This is a genomic window from Sphingobium sp. FW305-3-2-15-F-TSA7, from assembly GCF_058787155.1.
The window spans coordinates 71455-89737 of sequence record NZ_JBYSZM010000025.1 but is presented as its reverse complement, the minus strand read 5'-3'; the positions used below and the strand labels follow the sequence as shown (position 1 = coordinate 89737).

Below are 18283 nucleotides of genomic sequence, written 5' to 3'. Positions count from 1 at the left end.
CCGCTCCATGCCCACAGCCGACACACCGCCAGAGATTTTCGATCGCCGCCTGCGGCGCCAGCGCCGCGATCGCGCCGCGCCCGACTTTGCGGATCACGCATTTCTGCGCGAGCATATGGCCGCGGAACTGATCGACCGCCTGGACGGCGTCAAACGCAGCTTCACCCGCGCACTCGACCTGGGCACCGCCGACGGCGCGATCGCCGACATATTGCGCGCACGCGGCATCCAGGTGGCAGCGCTCGACGCCGGCCACCGCTTCGCCGCACGCGCGAACGCAGTGCAGGCGGACGAGGACAGGCTGCCCTTTGCGGATGCGAGCTTCGATCTCGTCGTCAGCGCCGGCGCGCTCGACAGCGTCAACGATCTGCCAGGCGCGCTCGCGCTGATCCGACGCGCGCTGCGCCCCGACGGGCTGTTCCTCGGCGCGATGCTCGGCGCCGGAAGCCTCAGGGTGCTCAAGGCTGTCGCGCTGGCCGCGGATATAGCGATCGAGGGCGGCGCGCGCGCACGCATCCACCCCCAGGTCGATGTCCGGGCGGCCGGTGACCTGCTCGCACGCGCCGGTTTCACCCTGCCTGTCGCCGATTCCTTCGGGCTCGATGTCCGCTATTCCAGCCTGCTCGGCTTGACCGCCGATCTGCGCGGCATGGCGGCGACGAACATATTGGCGGGCGAGCATCCGCGCCTGTCGCGCGACTGGATCGGCCATGCGGCGACGGCCTTCGCCAGCCGCGCAGATCCCGACGGGAAGACCGCGGAGCATTTCGAGATCGTCTGTTTGACCGGCTGGTCGCCCGGCCCCGATCAGCCCGTCCCCGCCCGGCGCGGCAGCGCCACCATGTCGCTGGCGAAAGCGCTCGAGCCCAAGACCTAAGGTTCAGACCAGCTTTTCGAGCAGGGCGATCATCGGAATATCCGCGGGCGGCATCGCCAGCGCCCGCAATCCGCCCGGCAATATCCATTGCAGCCCGTCGGCATCGAGCGCCGCCGGCGTTCCGCGCCATTCGCGGCAGAGATAAAGCAGCAGCAGCAGATGCGCGTCGCCCAATGGTTCGCTCGCAAACACCGCCGGCGACAGCGTATCGGGGTCGATATCGATCCCGAGTTCTTCGTGCAATTCGCGCACCAGGGCGTGTTCGGGAGTCTCGCCCGGTTCCACCTTACCGCCCGGAAACTCCCACAAACCGGCCATGCTGCGCGTCGCCGAACGCTGCTGGACCAGGACCCGGCCTTGATCATCGATAAGCGCGGCCGCACTGACCAAAAGCAGCTTCATGGGTGATGCGATCTCCGGGTGCAGGATTTTATTAACGAGCGGTGCGCTACGCTCGTGAAACCAGGGAACGGGAATTGCAACCATGAAGCGAATTCGGGAGAAATTCGCCTCGCTCCGCGCATCGCGCCGCGGCGCCACGGCGATCGAATATGGGTTGATCGTATCGCTCATCGCGCTCGGCGCAATGGGTGGGATCCAGGCATTCGGGGGCGGCCTGTCCAATATGTGGAATTACGTTTCGCAGGAAGTGCTGCGCGCGTCGTAAAATTCCGAACAAGTTCCAACAGATTTACCTTTTGGAAATATTCGCCCCTTAAATCGGAAGTGTCGGTTGGAAGAAATTCTAGTCGTCCGGGAATGAAGCTTGAACCAGGAGACCAACATGAACAAGAATTTCCTTAAGATGATTCGCGAATCCAAGGGCGCGACCGCCATCGAGTATGGCCTGATCGCAGCTCTGATCGCCGTTGCCGGCGTTGCCGCGTTCCAGTCGCTGGGTGGTCAGATCAGCACCACGATGACCAACGCTGCGGAAAAGATGAAGACGAAGAGCGGCACCTGATTTTGGCCTTTCCGTCGGGCAACCGGCGGAGATCCCAAACGGAGATGGGCGGCAGGTTTCTGCCGCCCATTTTCTTTGTTCGTCAAACCACCAAGATCGTCGCCAATCTATAAGATCGTCAGATATTGCCGATCGTCAGATATTTCTGGCGCCGAGCACGACGCAGGCCATCGGCGCCCAGCGCCGACAATGTATCGAGTTCCTCACCGATCGCGCTGCCGAGCGATGCAATCGCCGCGGCCGGCGATCGATGCGCCCCGCCCACGGGCTCCGGCACGATCCGGTCGATCACGCCCAACTGTTTCAGATGCTGGGCGGTGACACGCATCGCGTCCGCCGCCTCGCTTGCCTTGTCCGCGGTCCGCCACAGGATCGACGCGCAGCCTTCGGGTGAAATCACCGAATAGACGGCATGTTCGAACATCAGCACCCGATCCGCAGCCGCCAGGCCGACCGCCCCGCCCGAGCCGCCTTCGCCGACGATCGCCGCGACCATCGGAACGCCCAGAGCCAGACATTGCTCGGTCGAGCGGGCGATCGCTTCCGCCTGGCCGCGTTCTTCCGCCTGCACACCCGGAAACGCGCCTGACGTATCGACCAGCGTGACCACCGGAATGCCGAATCTGTCGGCAAGCTGCATCAGCCGGATCGCCTTGCGATAGCCCTCCGGTTTGCCCATGCCGAAATTGTGCCTGAGCCGGCTCGCCGTATCGTCACCCTTTTCGTGCCCGATCACCATCACCCGACGGCCGCCGAGCCGGCCGAGGCCGCCCAGGATCGCCTGATCGTCGGCAAAGGCGCGATCGCCGGCGAGCGGCATGAAATCCTCGAACAGCCCGGCGACATAATGTTTGAAATGCGGTCGCTCCGGATGCCGCGCCACCTGAGTTTTCTGCCAAGGTGACAGCCTGGCATAGGTGTCGACCAGCAGCTTGTCGGCCTTGCCCTGGATCTTCGACACCTCCGATTCGATGTCGACGGTGCCCGTGTCGGCGGTGTCACGAAGATCGGCGATGCGCGATTCGAGCTCGGCGATCGGTTTTTCGAAGTCGAGAAAGCTAACCATGCGTCGGGCGGGTTAGGCCGACCGGCCGTTCGCGTCAACGCGTGCTGGACGATCGGCCAGCGGATGGCGGCTATTGACCAGCTCGACCAGCCGACGGCTGTCGACATGCGTATAGATTTGTGTGGTTGCGATATCGGCATGACCGAGCATCGCCTGGAGCGCACGCAGGTCGGCGCCCCCCTCCAGAAGATGCGTCGCGAAAGCATGACGGAGCACATGTGGACTGATTCGTTCGGGCGGAATGCCCGAACGCATGCCAAGCTCGCGGACAAGCTGGTAGAGCCGAACGCGGCTGAGATGCGCCTTTCCGGACGGAAACAGCCAGGGCGAATCGACCGGCACAAAAGCCGCCCAGGCGGCGACTGCGTGGCGTGCACGATCGGAAATAGGCACCAGCCGCTCGCGCCCGCCCTTGCCGCGCAGGATGAGGAAGGGCCGGTCGGACGCGATCGCGCGGCGCGGCAGCGAAACCAGCTCGGTCGCGCGCAATCCCGAGCCGTAGAGCAGCTCGATCAACGCGGCGAGGCGGTGATCCTGCGCATTCGCGTCCGCGCGCGCCAATCCGCGCTCGACCTCCGCGAACAGGCGGTCGACATCCTTATGGTCGAGGATCTTGGGCAATGGCCGGATCGCCGCGGGCCGCGGCAGTGCCGCGGACGGATCGTCGGCGCGCAATCCCTCATCATGGAGAAAGGCGAAAAAGCGGCGGAGTGCCGCGGATTTGCGCGCCACCGTCGCGCGCGCAAGCGGCGCCCAGCCCGCCGCGAGCGCCCCCAGCGCAGCCGCATCCGCCGCGCCGAGACGGCCGCCAAGCAGCGACGAGGCGCCACGCAGGTCCGTGCCATAAGCGGCAAGCGTGTTGCGCGCCGCGCCCGCCTCCGCCGCCAGCATTTCGAGAAACCTGTCGATCAGCGCCGAATCCTGTCCGGCAGGCGCGATCACGAGCGCGTCAGCGCCTCCACCGCGATCATCCGCGCTTCGGGCTCGAGCCCCACTCTCCGCAGCGCGGAGACGATGTGATAAAGGTGCGTCGGCGGCACATAGCGCCAGTCATTGGTCTGCATGCCGATCGCCGCGAGCAGGACGGTCGTCCCCTTCTGCCCGCTCGCCGCGGCGCGATCGAGAAGCTGGCTCCAGCGCGAAGACCGGTCGAGCTCGAAGTCCAGATCGGTCGCCAGCCCCTTGGCCTCGGTCAGATCGAGCCGTCCCAGCCCCGCCAATCCGGCGACAAGGAACTGGCCCTTCAGCGAATCGACCGAGCCCGCATAGCCGTTTGCCCGCGAGACATTGACGGTCAGCCCGCGCGTGGCGGGCATACCGAGCGCCAGCAATGCCCAGCTTTCATCCTCACCGCCCGATTCGACGATTCCCGTCCAGCGCGCCGCGCGCCGATCGAGCCCGGCGGTGAACATCGCGCGCAGAAGCTGCGGGCTGTCGGTCAGATAATCGGCGTTCGGCGCGACCCGCGCAGCCGCGCGGGCAGTGAGGATCAGGCCGGCATAACGCTCGTCACGGGCTTCGTTCTCGTCCCACAGGCTGCGCATTGCCGCCAGCCGATCGCCGATGTCGCCCGCGGCATAGGCGTCGCGCAGCTTCAGCGGCGGCGTTCCCGATTGTTCGGAAACGTCGGTATGATCGAGCACGCCGCCATAAAGATCGACCAACGCCGCGCTCGACAGCACGCCGAGCACCGCGGCGCGGCGACCGACCGCGATCCGTTCCGAATCGGGCAGCATCGGCGCACGCACGCGCCAGCCCATCACCTGCGGACCGACGGTGCGGAACAGGGCAGCCGGGATATCGACGGCCGTGGCACTGGCCAGACCGTAACGCCAGGCCGTGAGCTGATCGACGCCGTCCCACTCGATGGTGATCGAGCGGCGTCCATTGACGCCCGCGCCCACGACCTTCTCGGCCAGCAACAGATCGATCGTGCTGCGCCCGGCCAGCCGCGTGCGGCGCGCCTGCTCGATCGCGGCACTTGCGGTGCCGGGCTCACCGGACAGTGCGGCGCACATCGCGCGCGCCAGGATCCAACCGGTTTCGCGGCTGACCGCCGATGCCGGTTCGACCAGCGGGCAAAGTCCGGCCGGGTCGCCGAGCGCGAGCGAGGTCTGCATCGCGACCTCGAACAATTTCGGGCTGTACTGGCTGGCATCGGGCACTTGCACCAGCAGGCGCGCCGAATCGGCCTCCCCCATGCGCAGCAGCAACCATGCCCGCTCCGCGATCCAGTCCGGCGCAGAAACACCGTGCGGCGTCGGCACGTTGGAAAGCAATGTCCGCCGGAGCAGCATCGAGGTCCAGCGCGACGGCAGCGGCGCATCGAGCCGGCGCATCAGCCGCGACAGCAATTGTCCGTCGGTGCCGCCGAACGCGCCATTGCCCATCCCGCCATCGATATCGAGCAGAGGCCCGACATTGCCCAGCGGGAGCACGGGTTCGGACGGCAGCGTGGGCTGAAGCGGCTCATCCTCGCCTTCGCCTTCGATCCCTTCGGCGTCGGCTGCCAGGGGCTGGCCCGGCAATGGCTGCACGATCGGTCCGGAAGTCGGGGCCGGGGTCGGCGTGGCAGGGCGCGACCCGGTCGCCGGAGGCGGTGCGGCGGGCACCGGATCGCCAAAGCCAGGCGGCAAGAGCGATTCGGGCGCCTCCTGCCCGATGGCGGGAATCGCGATGGCCAGCCCGATGCCGGCAAACGCGGCGCCGATCAGCGCCAGGCGGGAAACCCTATCGCCCAAGCGCTTCATTGGGCACGGTCTTCTCGACACGCTTTTGCGGCTGTTCATGCGCAAGCGTGGAAAGGAAATAGAGACCGCCCGCCAAGACGACGAGCAGGATGACGAGGTTTCGAATGGCGCGCGACATGCCAGTCCTATGCTGCGCCAACGCCCGAGCGGCAAGAGCCAAGCGACGCGTTGCACCGTTTTGCTCCATCGATCCGGCTTGTGTATAGCGCGCCGCCATGCCCCAGACCGCCCCCGCAACATCGTCGAGACCGGACCGGCCGATCGTGCTCGTCGGGTTGATGGGCGTCGGAAAATCGACGGTGGGCCGCAGGCTGGCGGCGCGGCTCGGCCTTCCCTTCGTCGATGCCGATCACGAGATCGAGGCTGCCGCCGGCCTCTCCATCTCCGAAATTTTCGAGCGTTACGGCGAATCCTATTTTCGCGACGGCGAGCGCCGGGTGATCGCGCGCCTGATCGATGGCTCTCCCAAGGTGATCGCCACCGGCGGCGGCGCCTTCATTCAGGACGAGACGCGCGCGCTGATCCTCGATCGCGCGCTTGCGATCTGGCTCGACGCCGATATCGACGTGCTCGCGCATCGCGTTTCGCGACGCGACACACGTCCCCTGTTGCGTGACAAGGACCCCCGCACCGTGCTGACCGAACTCGCCGCAATCCGCAATCCGCTCTACGCGCTTGCGCCGATCCATATCCGCAGCGAGCCGTCGCCCCACGAGATCACCGTCGAAAGCATCATGCGAGCACTCAAGAAGCGGGCGGCACAATGAGCGTCGTGCCCGTCCAGCTCGGCGACCGCAGCTATGAGGTCGCGATCGAGGCCGGCGCGCTCGATCGCGCCGGGGAGCGGCTTGCGCCCTGGCTCAAGCGCGGCCGTGCCGTCATCGTCACAGACTCCAATGTCGCCATGCACCAGCTCCCCCGGCTCGAAGCGTCGCTGGGCGATATCAAGCGCCATGTCATCGTGCTGCCCGCAGGCGAGGCGACCAAGAGCTGGGCACAGCTCGAAGCCCTGACCGATCGGCTGCTCGCGCTCGAAGTCGAACGTGGTGATCATGTCATCGCGCTGGGCGGCGGCGTGATCGGCGATCTGGTGGGCTTTGCCGCGTCGATCCTGAAGCGCGGTTGCGGCTTCGTGCAGATCCCCACCACCCTGCTCGCACAGGTCGACAGCTCGGTCGGCGGCAAGACCGCGATCAACACGCGCGCCGGCAAGAATCTGATCGGCGCCTTTCATCAGCCGAGTTTCGTGCTGATCGACCCCTCCGTCCTCGACACATTGCCGCGCCGGGAAGTCGGGGCCGGCTATGCCGAAGTCGTGAAGTACGGGCTGATCGGCGATTTCGATTTCTTCCAATGGTGCGAGGCAAATGCGGCGGCATTGCTGGCGGGCGATTCCAACGCACGCACGCAGGCCATCGCGACGAGCGTCGCCGCCAAGGCGACGATCGTCGGCGAGGACGAACGCGAGACCAGCGGCCGCCGCGCGCTGCTCAACCTCGGCCATACTTTCGGCCACGCGCTCGAAGCCGAAACCGGTTTTTCGGACCGGCTGCTGCACGGCGAGGGCGTCGCCGCCGGCATCGCGCTCGCCTTCCGTTTCTCCGCCAGCCGCGGCCTATGTTCGGCGCAGGATGCGGAACGCGTCGCCGCGCATCTGCGCGCGATCGGCCTGCCCGACGGCCTCGCGGCCGCGGGCATCGCCGCTTCGGGTGAGACGTTGGTCGCGCACATGCTGCACGACAAGAAGATGGCGGCAGGCACCCTGCCCTTCATCCTCGCGCGCGGCATCGGCGATTCGTTCGTCGACAAGAGCGTGGCGCTCGCCGACGTCGCGGCCTTTCTGGATATCGAAGCGAGATAATCGCGCCTCGATATCTGCATAAAATGGACAGTTTGCGCGATCAGCGCACAGCGTCCCAGCCACCCCATATCTAGACATGGCTCCCGTTCGAGGAATTCGGGGGGCATGTGACAGCAAGGATTGGAATCATCGGCGCCGGATTGGCGGGGCTCAGCACCGCGAAGATCCTTCGCCAGTTCGGGTTCGACGTGACCGTGTTCGAACGCGAACCCGATATTGGCGGGGTGTGGGCAGCATCGCGTCGCTATCCCGGTCTGACGACGCAGAACCCGCGCGAAACCTATGCCTTTTCCGATTTCCCGATGCCCGCCGATTATCCGGAATGGCCGAGCGGCGCGCAGGTCCAGGCCTATCTCGAAACCTATGTCGATCATTTCGGTTTTCGCGACGCCATAAGGCTCGACACCGAGGTTGTTGCCGCGCGTCCGACAACGACCGGCTGGAGCATCGAAACGCGCTCTGCCGCGGGCGAGACCGACACCGTCGGCGTCGATTATCTGATTGTCTGCAACGGGATCTTCTCCATCCCCGCAATCCCGCAATTTCCGGGTGCCGAGGCGTTCGAGGCCGCCGGCGGGCGCATCGTGCACACCAGCCAGTTCACCGACGCCGCAGCCGCGCGCGGACGCCATATGCTGGTAATCGGCTACGGCAAATCGTCCTGCGACGTCGCCAAGGCGAGCCTCGCCCTCACCGCATCGACGACGGTGATCGCCCGCAATCTCATCTGGAAGATTCCGAAGAAGCTCGCGGGCAAGTTGAACTTCAAGCATCTGTTCCTGAACCGGCTCGGCGAAGGGCTGTTCCGCTATATCCGGGTGGAGGGTTTCGAACGCTTCCTGCACGGGCCAGGGCGGCCGATCCGCAATGCGATGATGGGCAGCGTCGAGGTGGTGATCGCGCGACAATTGCGGCTGCGCAAGATCGGGCTTCATCCCGGAAAACCGCTGGAGACGATCGCGCGCAGCACCGTGAGCCTCGTCACCGACGGCTTCTATGAAGCGATCGCTTCGGGCGCGCTCGGTTTCCGCCGGGGCGCGATCGCGATGCTCGAGCCTGGGCGTGCGACGCTGGACACCGGCGAGACGCTGCCGGCGGATGTGATCGTGTGCGGCACGGGCTGGCAGCAGCGCTGCGATTTCCTGCCACCCGAGGTGCTGGCGAAAGTCACCGACACGCACGGCAATTTCCGGCTGTATCGGTCGATGATCCCGACCGGCGCGCCGCGCATCGCGTTCAACGGCTATAATTCGTCATTCTTCAGCCAGTTGAATGCCGAAGTCAGCGCGCTCTGGCTCGCCGATCATCTTTCGGGCGGCGTCGCCCTGCCATCCGAAGCCGAGCGCGACGCCTATATCGACGAGCGGCTCGCCTGGATGGAAGCGCGCACCGACGGCAAGCACAGCAAGGGCACGAACATCATCCCCTTCTCCGTCCATCACATGGACGAACTGCTGCGCGACATCGATCTGCCGCTGCCCCTCGCGACACGCATCAAACATTGGTTCGTCGCGATCGATGCGGCCGATTACGCGCCGCTGATCGCGCGACTGCAGCGCCGACATGCGGCCAACTCAAGGGCATTGCGACATGGTTGAACTCGACGGGAAAGTCGCGATCGTCACGGGGGGCGCCGCATCGATCGGCGCCGCCATCACCCGCAAGCTGCATGCCTTGGGCGCCTGCGTCGTCATTGCCGCGCGCAGCGTTGTCAAGGGAGAAGCGATCGCTGCGGAACTTGGCGAACGCGCATTGTTCGTGCCCACCGACATCACCGACGACGCGGCCTGCCATGCGCTCGTCGATGCCGCGATCGCGCGCTTCGGACGGCTCGACATCCTCGTCAACAATGCCTGTTCCTATGGCGATGACGGCGCGGCCACGTCGCGCGCCACCTGGCTCGAGACGCTGAACGTCAGTGCCGTGTCGGCGGCGATCCTGGGCGAGATCGCTCGGCCGCACCTCGCCCGCAACCGCGGCAATATCGTCAATATCGGGTCGATTTCGGGCCAGGTCCCGCATGTCGGCCGCTGGGCCTATCCCGTGGCGAAGGCGGCGCTGCGCCACCTGAACAAGAGCCAGGCGATCGACTATGCCGGCGACGGCATCCGCGTGAACATGGTCACGCTCGGCCATATCTGGTCCGATCCGTTCGACGGATTGACCGGCAGCGATCGCGCGCATGCCGATGCGGTCTCCGCCGATTTCAACCTGATCGGCCGCGTCGCCGATGCCGAGGAAGTCGCGAACGTCGTCGCCTTCGTGGCGTCGGATGCGGCGTCCTATATGACCGGTGGGGAAACCCCGGTCGATGGCGGTTATGGCGCGCTCGGCCCCGAGCGGCGGATTCCGCTGATGCCTTTGCTGAGCGCCCCGCGCTGATGGCGGCGCCGAGCGCTTTCGATGTCCTGATCGTCGGCAGCGGCATCAACGCGCTCGTCTGCGGCGCGGCGTTGGCGCTCAAGGGCAAGCGCGTGTGCCTGCTGGAACGCGAGGCGGTTGCGGGCGGCTGTATCCGCACCGACGAACTGACGCTTCCGGGCTTTCGCCACGACACGCTGTCCACGCTCTATCCCCTGTTCGTGACCGCCCCCCATTTCGCGACGTTCGAACCGCTGCTGGCAGAGGCAGGGGCGCATTTCGTCAATGGCGAGGCACCGACCGCGATACTGATGCCCGATGGTCGTTCGCTGATTTTCCGGCGCGATCGGGCCGCGAATGCAGCGGCGATGGATGCGCTCGCCTCCGGCGACGGCGCTGCCTATGTCCGCGCGATGGCAGCGATCGAAGCCGATGCGCCGCTGATCTTCGGCCTGCTCGGCGGCGAGCTGTGGCGCTGGAGCACGCTGCGCCTGCTGATCGGCGCATGGCGCAAGCGCGGGCTGCGCGGCCTTGTCCGCTTCTTCGGCGAAGCGATGCGATCGACCCGCGACTGGCTGGAGGCGGAGTTCGCATCGCCGCTTTCCCGCGCATTATTCGCGCCCTGGGTGCTGCATGTCGGCCTGTCTCCGGAAAGCCCGTTGTCGGCGCTGATGAACCGGCTCGTCCTCTTCTCGCTCGAACAGGCGGGAAGCCCGATGGTCGCGGGCGGAAGCGACCGCATCGTCGATGCTTTCCGCGCCATCATCGAAGCCCGTGGCGGCGCGATCCGCACCGGCGCCGATGTCGCCCGCATCGTGACGGCCGACGGCAAAGCGACTGGCGTACAATTGGCGACCGGCGAGACATTGAGCGCGGCCGAAGCGGTCGTCGCTTCGGTGACGCCGGCGCAACTTTACGGACGCCTGCTCGCCCCGACGGATACGCCGCCTCAGGTCCGCATCGATGCCGCGGCCTATCGGCACGGGCGCGGCGAGATGCAGATCCATCTGGCGCTGAGCGAACCGCCGCAATGGCCCGATACCGCGTTGCGCGATGTCGCAATGCTGCACATCACGCCGGGGCTGGACGGCGTCTCGCGCGCGGTCAACGAAGCGGAACGCGGCCTGTTGCCGGCTGAGGCGACGATCGTCGTCGCGCAGCCGGTCGCGATCGACCCCGGCCGCGCGCCCGACGGACAATGGATCTTCTGGATCCAGCTGCAGGAATTGCCGCGCGACGGCGCATTGAAGGGCGATGCGCTCGGCGAAATCGCGCCCCCGCCCGACGGCCGCTGGACCGACGCGATCCGCGATGCCTATGCCGATCGTATCGTCGCCAGGCTATGCGCGCTGATCCCCAATCTCGAAGGCGCCATCATCGGCCGGCACGCGATCAGCCCGGCCGATCTCGCACGGCTCAATATGAACCTGGTCGACGGCGACCCTTATGGCGGGGCGTGCAGCATCGATCAGTTCATGCTCTGGCGCCCCTCCCCGGCCGGCCGCAATCACGAGACGCCGGTCCGCGGGCTCTATCATATCGGCGCATCGACCCATCCCGGTCCGGGGTTGGGTGGCATGTCCGGCTGGATGGCGGCGGAGCATATCCGATGACGCAGCGCGAAGGAGAAGCAGGATGATGCCCAGGGATCGAACGGCGGCGGCCGTCTGCGTCTATCTCGGCGGTTTCGTCATCGGCCTGACGCTCGTCAGTTTCCCGGCGAGCAGCGTCGTGCTGCGGGCGGCGCACGGCTTTTCGAGCGCGGATTATGGCGCGATCTATGTTCCCCAGCTCATTGCGGCAGTGGTCGGCGCGGTCGGCGGCGGCGCATTCGCCCGCGCAATGAGCCTGAAGGCGATGTTCCTGGTCGCGCTCGCCTGTTTCTGCGTGGCGGAGGCTTTGCTGGCGCTATCGCTCGGCGCGTCGCCGGCAGGTGCGCTGATGATGATCATGGCGGCGACGGCGGCGTTCGGTTTCGGCTTCGGTTTCGGCGGTGGCCCGCTCAATGCCTTTGCCGCGCTGCTTTTCCCCGAACGACAGGGCAGCGCCGTCACGGCGCTGCATATGTGCGCCGGCGCCGGACTGACATTGGCACCGGTCTACTTCGCCGCGCTTGCCGATGGCGGACTATGGATGGCCGGGCCCACATCCCTTGCTATCACCAGCGCGGCGCTGCTCGCGCTGGCGACGATCACGCGCTTCCCCGCGCCCGAAATCCGCCCCGACACTGCACCGGCAGCGCGCCATCCGGGCCGCACCCTGTTCTTCTGGACCTGCGCGGGCGCGGCTTTGCTCTATTCGGTGGCGGAGGGGACTTTCTCCAACTGGGCGATCCTGTTCCTGACCGAAGAACGCGGCCTCGATGCCGCACGTGCGGCGATGGCGCTGACCTGCTTCTGGGCGGCGCTCACCATCGGCCGGCTGCTGGCGACGGTGATGGCGGCACGGGTTCCGCCGGCCGCGTTCCTGCTGGTCCTGCCGCTCTTCATGGCGGCGACTCTGTTCGCGCTGCCGATGATCGATGGCCCGCCATTGGCTTATGCCGGCTTCGCGATCGCCGGCCTGTCCTGTTCAGCCTTTTTCCCGATGCTGGTGGCTTTCACCGCAGGCCGTTCGCCGGAGGCGATCTCGTGGATCGCATCGATGCTCACGGCCGCGATGATGGTGGGCGTCGGAATCGGATCCTATGCGGTGGGCGCATTGCGCGGAAATGCGCCGATCGCGCAACTTTATGGAGAGGCGGTCATCGCGCCGGTCCTGTGCCTCGTCTGCGTGATTGCCAGCCTCGCAATGATCCGGCGAAGAACCGGTTAGCGCCGCAGCGTCTCCGACGGCAATTCGTCGAAACGGCGGCGATATTCGGCCGAGAAGCGGCCGAGATGGGTGAAGCCCCATTCCATCGCCAATTCGCTGACCGTCGTCGGCGCGCTCGCTTCGAGCAAGGCATCACGAACGCCCTCCAGCCGGCGATTGCGGATGTAGAGCAAGGGCGGCGTGCCGACGAAGCGTTCGAACCCGGTATAAAGCGCGCGGGCGCTGACGGCGGCGGCTTCGACCAGCGCCTCCATGCTGATATCCTCGCGCAGATTATGCTCGATATAGTCGAGCGCGCGGCGCACATGGCGCGGCATCGCACCGGATGACGCCGCCCGCAGGGCATCGCTGTAATTGTTGGTCTGGCCGAGCAGAAGCAGCGTCATCAGCGCGCTTTCGATCTCGGCCGTGACGCGCCGTTCGCCGAAGAGCCCCGGATCGAGCTCATATTGATCGAACAGGAAATTGGAGAGGCGCCCGATCGAGACGCCCGGCTCGCTCGACAGGCTGATCAGCGGTTCGAATATGATCGGCTGCGTGATCGCGCGGCCCAGCATGTCGGCGACGCGCCGTTCCATCGCCGCGCGGGAGATCTTGATCATCCGCTGGCCGCAATCCTCCGACCAGATCGAGCGGACGCGTTCGGTGGGCGAGAGGATCGTGGCGGTGCCCACTCCCTTGCGGACGGCCTGGCCGCAATGCTCCAGTTCGGTCCAGCCCGACACGGGCAGTTCCAGCATGAAGAAGGTTTCGAAACGGCCGGCGTCGATCTCCACTTCGGCGCCATATTGCAGATAGTTCAGCGAGACATTGCCGAGCGGCACGCGATGGTGGCGGGCATCCACCAAACGTTGCCTGCCGCGCACGAGCGTGTGATGGCTGCAATAGGACCCGGCCAGATAATGGCTGAATTCGCCGACATCGCTCGAAACGAGACCGATGCGCGAAGACAAGGGAAGCGTAGCCGGATCGTCGAGCATCGTTCTGTCCTTCGGGAACGATAATTCATAAATCTGTCGTAAACGCCGATTCTGTTCAAGCTTAAAATAAATCGTCTGTACGCTTCAGAGTGCATCCAATCCCTTGAGCTGCCGATACGCTGCCATGTAGCGCGACATCATGCGCCGATAGCGGGAGGACTTGGCCGGATCCGGCAGGAACGTCCGTTCGATCCGGACAAGCGATGCCGATGCTTCCGAAATCGATCGATAACGACCGATGCCCATGCCGGCCATGATCGCGGCGCCGACCGAGCCGGTGTCGAGGCATTCGACACGGTGCAGCCTGATACCGAGCACATCGGCGCGGATCTGCGCCCAGAGATCGGACCGATTGCCGGTGCCGCCGAGATAAAGCGCATCGGGGCGCCCGCCGACGGCCTGTACCGCGCCGTCGAAAACCAGGCGCGCGGACAGCGCGACCCCCTCCAGCGCGGCCAGCGCCAGTTGCGGCGCAGCGTCATGGGAATTCAGACCGACAAAGGCGCCGCGCGCATGCGCATCCCACAAGGGTGCGCGCTCACCCTCGAGATGGGGCAGGAACAGCACACCATCGCCGCTGCCGGAGCGATCGGCCAGCGCCGCACGATCGAGCACATCCTGGTGCGACAGGTTCAGGAGCGTGCCCATCCAGCGCAACGTATCGCCCCCGCTCTGGGTGGGGCCCGCCTGGACATGCCAATCGCCGACGGGCGAGAAACTGACGATCCCGGGATGGCCGCCGGGGCGATCGCCGATCAGCGCGACGATCTCGCTTGTGCCACTGATATAGCTGCCCTCGCCCGGCCGCGCCGCGCCCGATCCGAACAGACAGCCGAATGCGTCCATCGTACCGTTGACGACAGGCGCGGCGCAATCCGGCCAATGCGGATGGCGCAAGCGACCGATCAGCGCACGAAACGGCGCGAGCGGCGCGACGCGTTCGCGCGCGCCGGGCACCAGCGCCAGGAACGCGTCGATATACGCGCCCGATGCGTCGACCAGATCGAACGCGGCCAGCGGATCGGCGGTCCATGCGCCCGTCAGATGGCGCAGCAGGAAATCCTTGGGCGACAGCACTTTCGCCGTCCGCGCCCAGATATCGGGCGCAGTCGCCGCCATATGCGCCATTTGCGGCAGCATATGGCTGGCGCTGACCGTCATGCCCGACGGCCACCAGGCCTGCCGCTGGTCGTCGGTGATCATCGCGTCCAGCCGGTTCGCCTGCTCGGCGGCGCGCACATCTTGCCAGACGATGGCGGGCGCCAGCGGCGCGCCGTCGCCATCGACGAAGACATAGGTGTTGACCTGGCTGCACAGGCCGATGGCGCGGATATCGGCGGGCGCACGACCCGCCATGATCCGATCCGCGACGTGCCAGAATGCCTCGAGCCAATCCCATGCATCCTGCTCGACGCGGCCATCGGCGAAACGATGCGTCGGATAGGCGACGGATTCGGCCGCGACCAGCTTGCCGTCGAGATCGTAGAGCGCGCCCTTCAGCGAGGTCGTGCCCAGATCGATGCCGAGGATATAGCCGTGCTCAGTCATCGAGCGCGGACCTCACCCTGTCGAGAAAGCGCGCGAGCTCGTCCGGCCCCTCGATCGCCTTGCGCACGCACATCGATCCGATCACCGCACCGTCGGCACCCGCATCGACCGCGGCGCGCGCCTGTTCCGCCGTGCCGATGCCGAAGCCGGCCAGGATCGGGCGATGCACGCCCGCGCGGCGGGCCGCCGCGATCGTATCGGCCAGCCGCGGATCGAGCCGGTCGCGCGGCCCCGTGACGCCGGCGACGGCCTGGACCATCACATAGCCGTCCCAGGCAGCGGCGGCCGCCAGCTCTTCGGCGGTGAAATCGAGCTTGAGCAACCCGCAGGTTCGCAGGCCCGGCGGGAAACCGCCCGGTACGGAGCCGACGATCAGCATGCCGTCCAGCCCCGGCCACGCCGCGATGCGCGACAGGTCGAGATCGGCATAGGCCATGCAGACCCCTGCCGGACCGTCGGGCGCGTCCGCAAGCCAGGCCGCCATGTCGGCAAGCCGAGCATAGGGGTCGATCCCGCCCGCCAATGCCCGGCGCATCGCCCCGGCGACATCCGCCCCATCCATGTAGGGATTGGCGGACGGCAGGCCGAGTTCGAAAATATCGACGCCGGCCGAGCGGTAGATCGCGTCTATGCCGCTTTCGAACACAGGATCGCCGAGCGGGAAATAACAGGCCAGGATCGGACGCCCCCGCCCCGCAAGACGATCGAGCCCATTGCCGCGCGGCAAGCGCGCGGTCTGGTTGAAGCTGTTGAGCATGAAGAGTCCGGAATGGCGCGGCGGGGAAAGGATCAGAAAGTCCGGCGAACGGACAGGCTCCATTCGCGCGGTCTGGCATAGACGCCCTCGACATAACCGAAGCCGCCAAATTCGTTGTTGCCGGTCAGCAGATAGCGTTTGTCTGCGATGTTCTTGACGCCCGCCGCGACCTGCCATGCCTTGTCGGCGGTATCGAGGACGATGCCGGCATTGAACAGGCTGAAGCCGGACTGCGCGATATTCTCGCTGTTCGCGGCGTCATTGTAGGTCTTCGAACGATAGCTCCAGTCGCCGCGCAAGGTGAGGTCACCGAAGTCGCCCAGCGGGATGACGTAACTTGCCGACGCCGCCAGCGACCATTTCGGCGAATTGACGAAGCGATTGTCTTTGGTGATGCCCTGCGACGGATCGAAATTGGCATCGAACCGCGTATAGCCCGTATCGAGATAGCCGCCCGAGAATTGCAGCGTCAGCGGCGGTGCCGGCTTCACCGTCAATTCGGCCTCTGCACCATAGACGCGGCCGGCGGCGGCATTGCCGGTTCCCGGCGCGATCACGTCGAGGATGCGGACCTGGATGTCCTGGTAACGGGTGTAGAAGCCGGCAAGATCGAAACGCACGGTGCCCGCCGCGTTCGAGGTCTTCAGGCCGGCCTCGAACACATCGGCCTTTTCCGGCTCGAACGATCCGGGGACGGCGCGCGGCGGGAAGACGCGCTGATTGAAGCCGCCCGACTTGAAGCCCTGCGAGAAGGACACATAGGTCATCAACCGGTCGGTCCATTGATAATCGGCGCCGAGCAGGACCGAGAAATTGTTGAATTTCCGCTTCGACTGCATCTGCGGCAGGATGCGCTGGCCGTCGGTGAAGCCGGCGCCGCCGAACAGCGCCTGGGTATAATCGTAGAACAGCACCTGCTGATCGGGCGTGAAGCGCTTGGTCTCGTCGGTATAGCGCGCGCCCGCCGTCAGGCGGAGCTTGTCGGTCGCCTTGAAGCTGAGATGGGCAAAGCCGGCGAGGCTGTCGTTCTTCACCGCGCCGCCGCTCTTGATCAGGATGACCGAGGTGTAGACATTGTTGAGATTGTCGCCCTTCTCGGTGAAATAATAGCCGCCCAGCAGCCAGTCGAGGCGATCGTCGAGCGCGGAACCGAACAGCTGGATTTCCTGGCTGAACTGCTGCTGGCTGATATCGTCATAGGTTTCGACGATCGTGTAGGGCGAATTGTCGGTGTCGCGGCCGAACTGGCTGTCGAACTTGCGGAAGGCGGTGATCGACTTCACCGTCACGCTGTCCAGATCATATTCGACCGTGCCCGAAACGCCCCATAGATCGAGATGCGAGATCGTATTGGGATTGTCGCCCTGGAAGGTCTGATAGGGGCCGCCCCGCGTGAAGCGCGCGTCATATTGCGGCAGGCCGAGCGCTGGCGCGATCACCCCGTTGAACGGCCCGAATGTCGGTGCACCGGCATTGGGATTGAAATCGAGCAGCTTCTGCGCCTGGGCATGCTCGCGCCGGCGCGTGGCGTCGGCCGCGAGATCGACGGTCAGGCGGTCGGTGGGTTTCCAGCGCAGCGCGACACGGCCGATCAGCGCATCGACATCGCCCAGGCGCGGACCACCCTGGTTTCGGACATAGCCGTCCTGATTGAGCGTGGCCGCCGAAACGCGGACGGCAAGCGTATCGGAGATCGGCAGATCGAGAACGCCCTTCACGTCGATGCGGCTGCGGCTGCCGGTCTTGACTTCGATCGATCCGCCCAGCGTATCGCCGGGAGGCTTGGACGTGATGTTGATCGCACCGCCGATCGTGTTCTTGCCGAACAAGGTGCCCTGCGGCCCGCGCAGCACTTCGACCCGCTGGACATCGACAAGATCGAGCACGCCGCCCACAGAGCGGGCGATGTACACGCCGTCGAGATAGAGGCCGACGCCCGGATCGGTGACGAGCGTGAAATCGCTCTGGCCGATGCCGCGGATATAGATTGAGGCGGCCGTGTTGCTGCCCGAGATCGGCGCGGAGGAATTGAAGACGAGATTGGGCGTCGACTGCGCGATCTGCGACACATTGTCGACCTGCCGCGACTGGAGGTCGGCTGCGGTGAAGGCGGTGATAGACACCGGCACCTTCTGCAGCGTCTCCTCACGGCGACGCGCTGTGACGACGATGTCGCCGATGCTCTCGTCCGCAGCGGCGGATGCGGCGTTTTCGGTCTGGGCGGCAACGGGCGCGCCGCAAAGGATCAGCGCACTGGCCGATGTCAGCGCGGCAATCCGCACGACTTTCATCTGGTCGATCATCT

The 18283-nt window shown here is 66.0% G+C and carries 18 protein-coding genes; 9 read left to right on the top strand and 9 right to left on the bottom strand.

The window, feature by feature from the left end:
• The first annotated feature begins 7 nt into the window (after positions 1-7).
• Positions 8-877 carry a class I SAM-dependent methyltransferase gene (locus tag AC3WN8_RS19460; protein ID WP_492671131.1) on the top strand — a complete coding sequence of 290 codons (870 nt, stop codon included), beginning with the start codon at positions 8-10 and terminating at the stop codon, positions 875-877.
• Between the two features lie 3 nt (positions 878-880).
• Here AC3WN8_RS19460 and AC3WN8_RS19455 read toward each other — a convergent pair whose 3' ends face one another.
• On the bottom strand, positions 881-1279 hold the full coding sequence (locus AC3WN8_RS19455; protein ID WP_492671130.1) for a (deoxy)nucleoside triphosphate pyrophosphohydrolase: 399 nt from the start codon (positions 1277-1279) through the stop codon (positions 881-883).
• A gap of 82 nt (positions 1280-1361) precedes the next feature.
• Between AC3WN8_RS19455 and AC3WN8_RS19450 the strand changes: the two genes are divergently transcribed.
• Both AC3WN8_RS19450 and AC3WN8_RS19445 read left to right on the top strand, forming a co-directional pair.
• Positions 1362-1544: a Flp family type IVb pilin gene (locus AC3WN8_RS19450; protein WP_492671129.1), complete on the top strand. Its 183-nt coding sequence runs from the start codon at positions 1362-1364 to the stop codon at positions 1542-1544.
• 117 nt (positions 1545-1661) lie between these two features.
• A complete protein-coding gene (locus tag AC3WN8_RS19445) occupies positions 1662-1841 on the top strand; it encodes a Flp family type IVb pilin (RefSeq protein WP_492671128.1) in 180 nt (59 codons plus the stop codon).
• 118 nt (positions 1842-1959) lie between these two features.
• Here AC3WN8_RS19445 and AC3WN8_RS19440 read toward each other — a convergent pair whose 3' ends face one another.
• From AC3WN8_RS19440 to AC3WN8_RS19425, 4 genes are read right to left on the bottom strand one after another with little or no spacing between them, the layout of a single operon-like run.
• Positions 1960-2907 (bottom strand): acetyl-CoA carboxylase carboxyltransferase subunit alpha, encoded by a 948-nt coding sequence (locus AC3WN8_RS19440; RefSeq protein WP_492671127.1) that lies wholly within the window; start codon positions 2905-2907, stop codon positions 1960-1962.
• Positions 2908-2919: 12 nt separating this feature from the next.
• Positions 2920-3849 (bottom strand): tyrosine-type recombinase/integrase, encoded by a 930-nt coding sequence (locus AC3WN8_RS19435; protein ID WP_492671126.1) that lies wholly within the window; start codon positions 3847-3849, stop codon positions 2920-2922.
• Positions 3846-5657, bottom strand: a complete 1812-nt coding sequence (locus AC3WN8_RS19430; RefSeq protein ID WP_492671125.1) for a hypothetical protein — start codon at positions 5655-5657, stop codon at positions 3846-3848. The genes AC3WN8_RS19435 and AC3WN8_RS19430 overlap by 4 nt, the downstream gene beginning before the upstream one ends.
• Positions 5638-5874, bottom strand: a complete 237-nt coding sequence (locus tag AC3WN8_RS19425) for a hypothetical protein (RefSeq protein ID WP_492671124.1) — start codon at positions 5872-5874, stop codon at positions 5638-5640. Before AC3WN8_RS19425 ends, AC3WN8_RS19430 begins: the two co-directional genes overlap by 20 nt.
• Between AC3WN8_RS19425 and AC3WN8_RS19420 the strand changes: the two genes are divergently transcribed.
• The 6 genes from AC3WN8_RS19420 (at position 5873) to AC3WN8_RS19395 (ending at position 12693) form a co-directional block, all read left to right on the top strand.
• Complete coding sequence (locus AC3WN8_RS19420; protein ID WP_492671123.1) at positions 5873-6424, top strand: shikimate kinase; 552 nt, start codon at positions 5873-5875, stop codon at positions 6422-6424. The two genes, AC3WN8_RS19425 and AC3WN8_RS19420, sit on opposite strands and share 2 nt — an antisense overlap.
• Complete coding sequence (gene aroB / locus AC3WN8_RS19415) at positions 6421-7518, top strand: 3-dehydroquinate synthase (RefSeq protein ID WP_492671122.1); 1098 nt, start codon at positions 6421-6423, stop codon at positions 7516-7518. The genes AC3WN8_RS19420 and aroB overlap by 4 nt, the downstream gene beginning before the upstream one ends.
• A gap of 107 nt (positions 7519-7625) precedes the next feature.
• Positions 7626-9116 (top strand): flavin-containing monooxygenase, encoded by a 1491-nt coding sequence (locus tag AC3WN8_RS19410; RefSeq protein WP_492671121.1) that lies wholly within the window; start codon positions 7626-7628, stop codon positions 9114-9116.
• A complete protein-coding gene (locus AC3WN8_RS19405) occupies positions 9109-9900 on the top strand; it encodes an SDR family oxidoreductase (protein ID WP_492671120.1) in 792 nt (263 codons plus the stop codon). Before AC3WN8_RS19410 ends, AC3WN8_RS19405 begins: the two co-directional genes overlap by 8 nt.
• Positions 9900-11492 (top strand): phytoene desaturase family protein, encoded by a 1593-nt coding sequence (locus AC3WN8_RS19400; RefSeq protein WP_492671119.1) that lies wholly within the window; start codon positions 9900-9902, stop codon positions 11490-11492. Before AC3WN8_RS19405 ends, AC3WN8_RS19400 begins: the two co-directional genes overlap by 1 nt.
• 22 nt (positions 11493-11514) lie before the next feature.
• Positions 11515-12693 carry an MFS transporter gene (locus AC3WN8_RS19395; protein ID WP_492671118.1) on the top strand — a complete coding sequence of 393 codons (1179 nt, stop codon included), beginning with the start codon at positions 11515-11517 and terminating at the stop codon, positions 12691-12693.
• Here the strand turns inward: AC3WN8_RS19395 and AC3WN8_RS19390 are convergent.
• From AC3WN8_RS19390 to AC3WN8_RS19375, 4 genes are all read right to left on the bottom strand, one after another.
• Positions 12690-13673: an AraC family transcriptional regulator gene (locus AC3WN8_RS19390; protein ID WP_492671117.1), complete on the bottom strand. Its 984-nt coding sequence runs from the start codon at positions 13671-13673 to the stop codon at positions 12690-12692. The genes AC3WN8_RS19395 and AC3WN8_RS19390 overlap by 4 nt on opposite strands.
• An 84-nt stretch (positions 13674-13757) precedes the next feature.
• Positions 13758-15221 carry a xylulokinase gene (locus tag AC3WN8_RS19385; RefSeq protein ID WP_492671116.1) on the bottom strand — a complete coding sequence of 488 codons (1464 nt, stop codon included), beginning with the start codon at positions 15219-15221 and terminating at the stop codon, positions 13758-13760.
• Complete coding sequence (locus AC3WN8_RS19380) at positions 15214-15978, bottom strand: tryptophan synthase subunit alpha (protein ID WP_492671115.1); 765 nt, start codon at positions 15976-15978, stop codon at positions 15214-15216. The genes AC3WN8_RS19385 and AC3WN8_RS19380 overlap by 8 nt, the downstream gene beginning before the upstream one ends.
• 32 nt (positions 15979-16010) lie before the next feature.
• Positions 16011-18281 (bottom strand): TonB-dependent receptor, encoded by a 2271-nt coding sequence (locus AC3WN8_RS19375; protein ID WP_492671114.1) that lies wholly within the window; start codon positions 18279-18281, stop codon positions 16011-16013.
• Between the last annotated feature and the right edge of the window lie 2 nt (positions 18282-18283).

Excerpts from the sequence above, each read along its gene's own strand:
- AC3WN8_RS19445 (WP_492671128.1), top strand. The coding sequence starts at position 1,662 with ATGAACAAGAATTTCCTTAAGATGATTCGCGAATCCAAGGGCGCGACC.
- AC3WN8_RS19385 (WP_492671116.1), bottom strand. The coding sequence starts at position 15,221 with ATGACTGAGCACGGCTATATCCTCGGCATCGATCTGGGCACGACCTCG.
- AC3WN8_RS19420 (WP_492671123.1), top strand. The coding sequence starts at position 5,873 with ATGCCCCAGACCGCCCCCGCAACATCGTCGAGACCGGACCGGCCGATC.
- aroB (WP_492671122.1), top strand. The coding sequence starts at position 6,421 with ATGAGCGTCGTGCCCGTCCAGCTCGGCGACCGCAGCTATGAGGTCGCG.
- AC3WN8_RS19430 (WP_492671125.1), bottom strand. The coding sequence starts at position 5,657 with ATGAAGCGCTTGGGCGATAGGGTTTCCCGCCTGGCGCTGATCGGCGCC.
- AC3WN8_RS19390 (WP_492671117.1), bottom strand. The coding sequence starts at position 13,673 with ATGCTCGACGATCCGGCTACGCTTCCCTTGTCTTCGCGCATCGGTCTC.
- AC3WN8_RS19440 (WP_492671127.1), bottom strand. The coding sequence starts at position 2,907 with ATGGTTAGCTTTCTCGACTTCGAAAAACCGATCGCCGAGCTCGAATCG.
- AC3WN8_RS19425 (WP_492671124.1), bottom strand. The coding sequence starts at position 5,874 with ATGGCGGCGCGCTATACACAAGCCGGATCGATGGAGCAAAACGGTGCA.
- AC3WN8_RS19400 (WP_492671119.1), top strand. The coding sequence starts at position 9,900 with ATGGCGGCGCCGAGCGCTTTCGATGTCCTGATCGTCGGCAGCGGCATC.
- AC3WN8_RS19395 (WP_492671118.1), top strand. The coding sequence starts at position 11,515 with ATGATGCCCAGGGATCGAACGGCGGCGGCCGTCTGCGTCTATCTCGGC.
- AC3WN8_RS19405 (WP_492671120.1), top strand. The coding sequence starts at position 9,109 with ATGGTTGAACTCGACGGGAAAGTCGCGATCGTCACGGGGGGCGCCGCA.
- AC3WN8_RS19460 (WP_492671131.1), top strand. The coding sequence starts at position 8 with ATGCCCACAGCCGACACACCGCCAGAGATTTTCGATCGCCGCCTGCGG.
- AC3WN8_RS19450 (WP_492671129.1), top strand. The coding sequence starts at position 1,362 with ATGAAGCGAATTCGGGAGAAATTCGCCTCGCTCCGCGCATCGCGCCGC.
- AC3WN8_RS19375 (WP_492671114.1), bottom strand. The coding sequence starts at position 18,281 with ATGATCGACCAGATGAAAGTCGTGCGGATTGCCGCGCTGACATCGGCC.
- AC3WN8_RS19455 (WP_492671130.1), bottom strand. The coding sequence starts at position 1,279 with ATGAAGCTGCTTTTGGTCAGTGCGGCCGCGCTTATCGATGATCAAGGC.
- AC3WN8_RS19380 (WP_492671115.1), bottom strand. The coding sequence starts at position 15,978 with ATGCTCAACAGCTTCAACCAGACCGCGCGCTTGCCGCGCGGCAATGGG.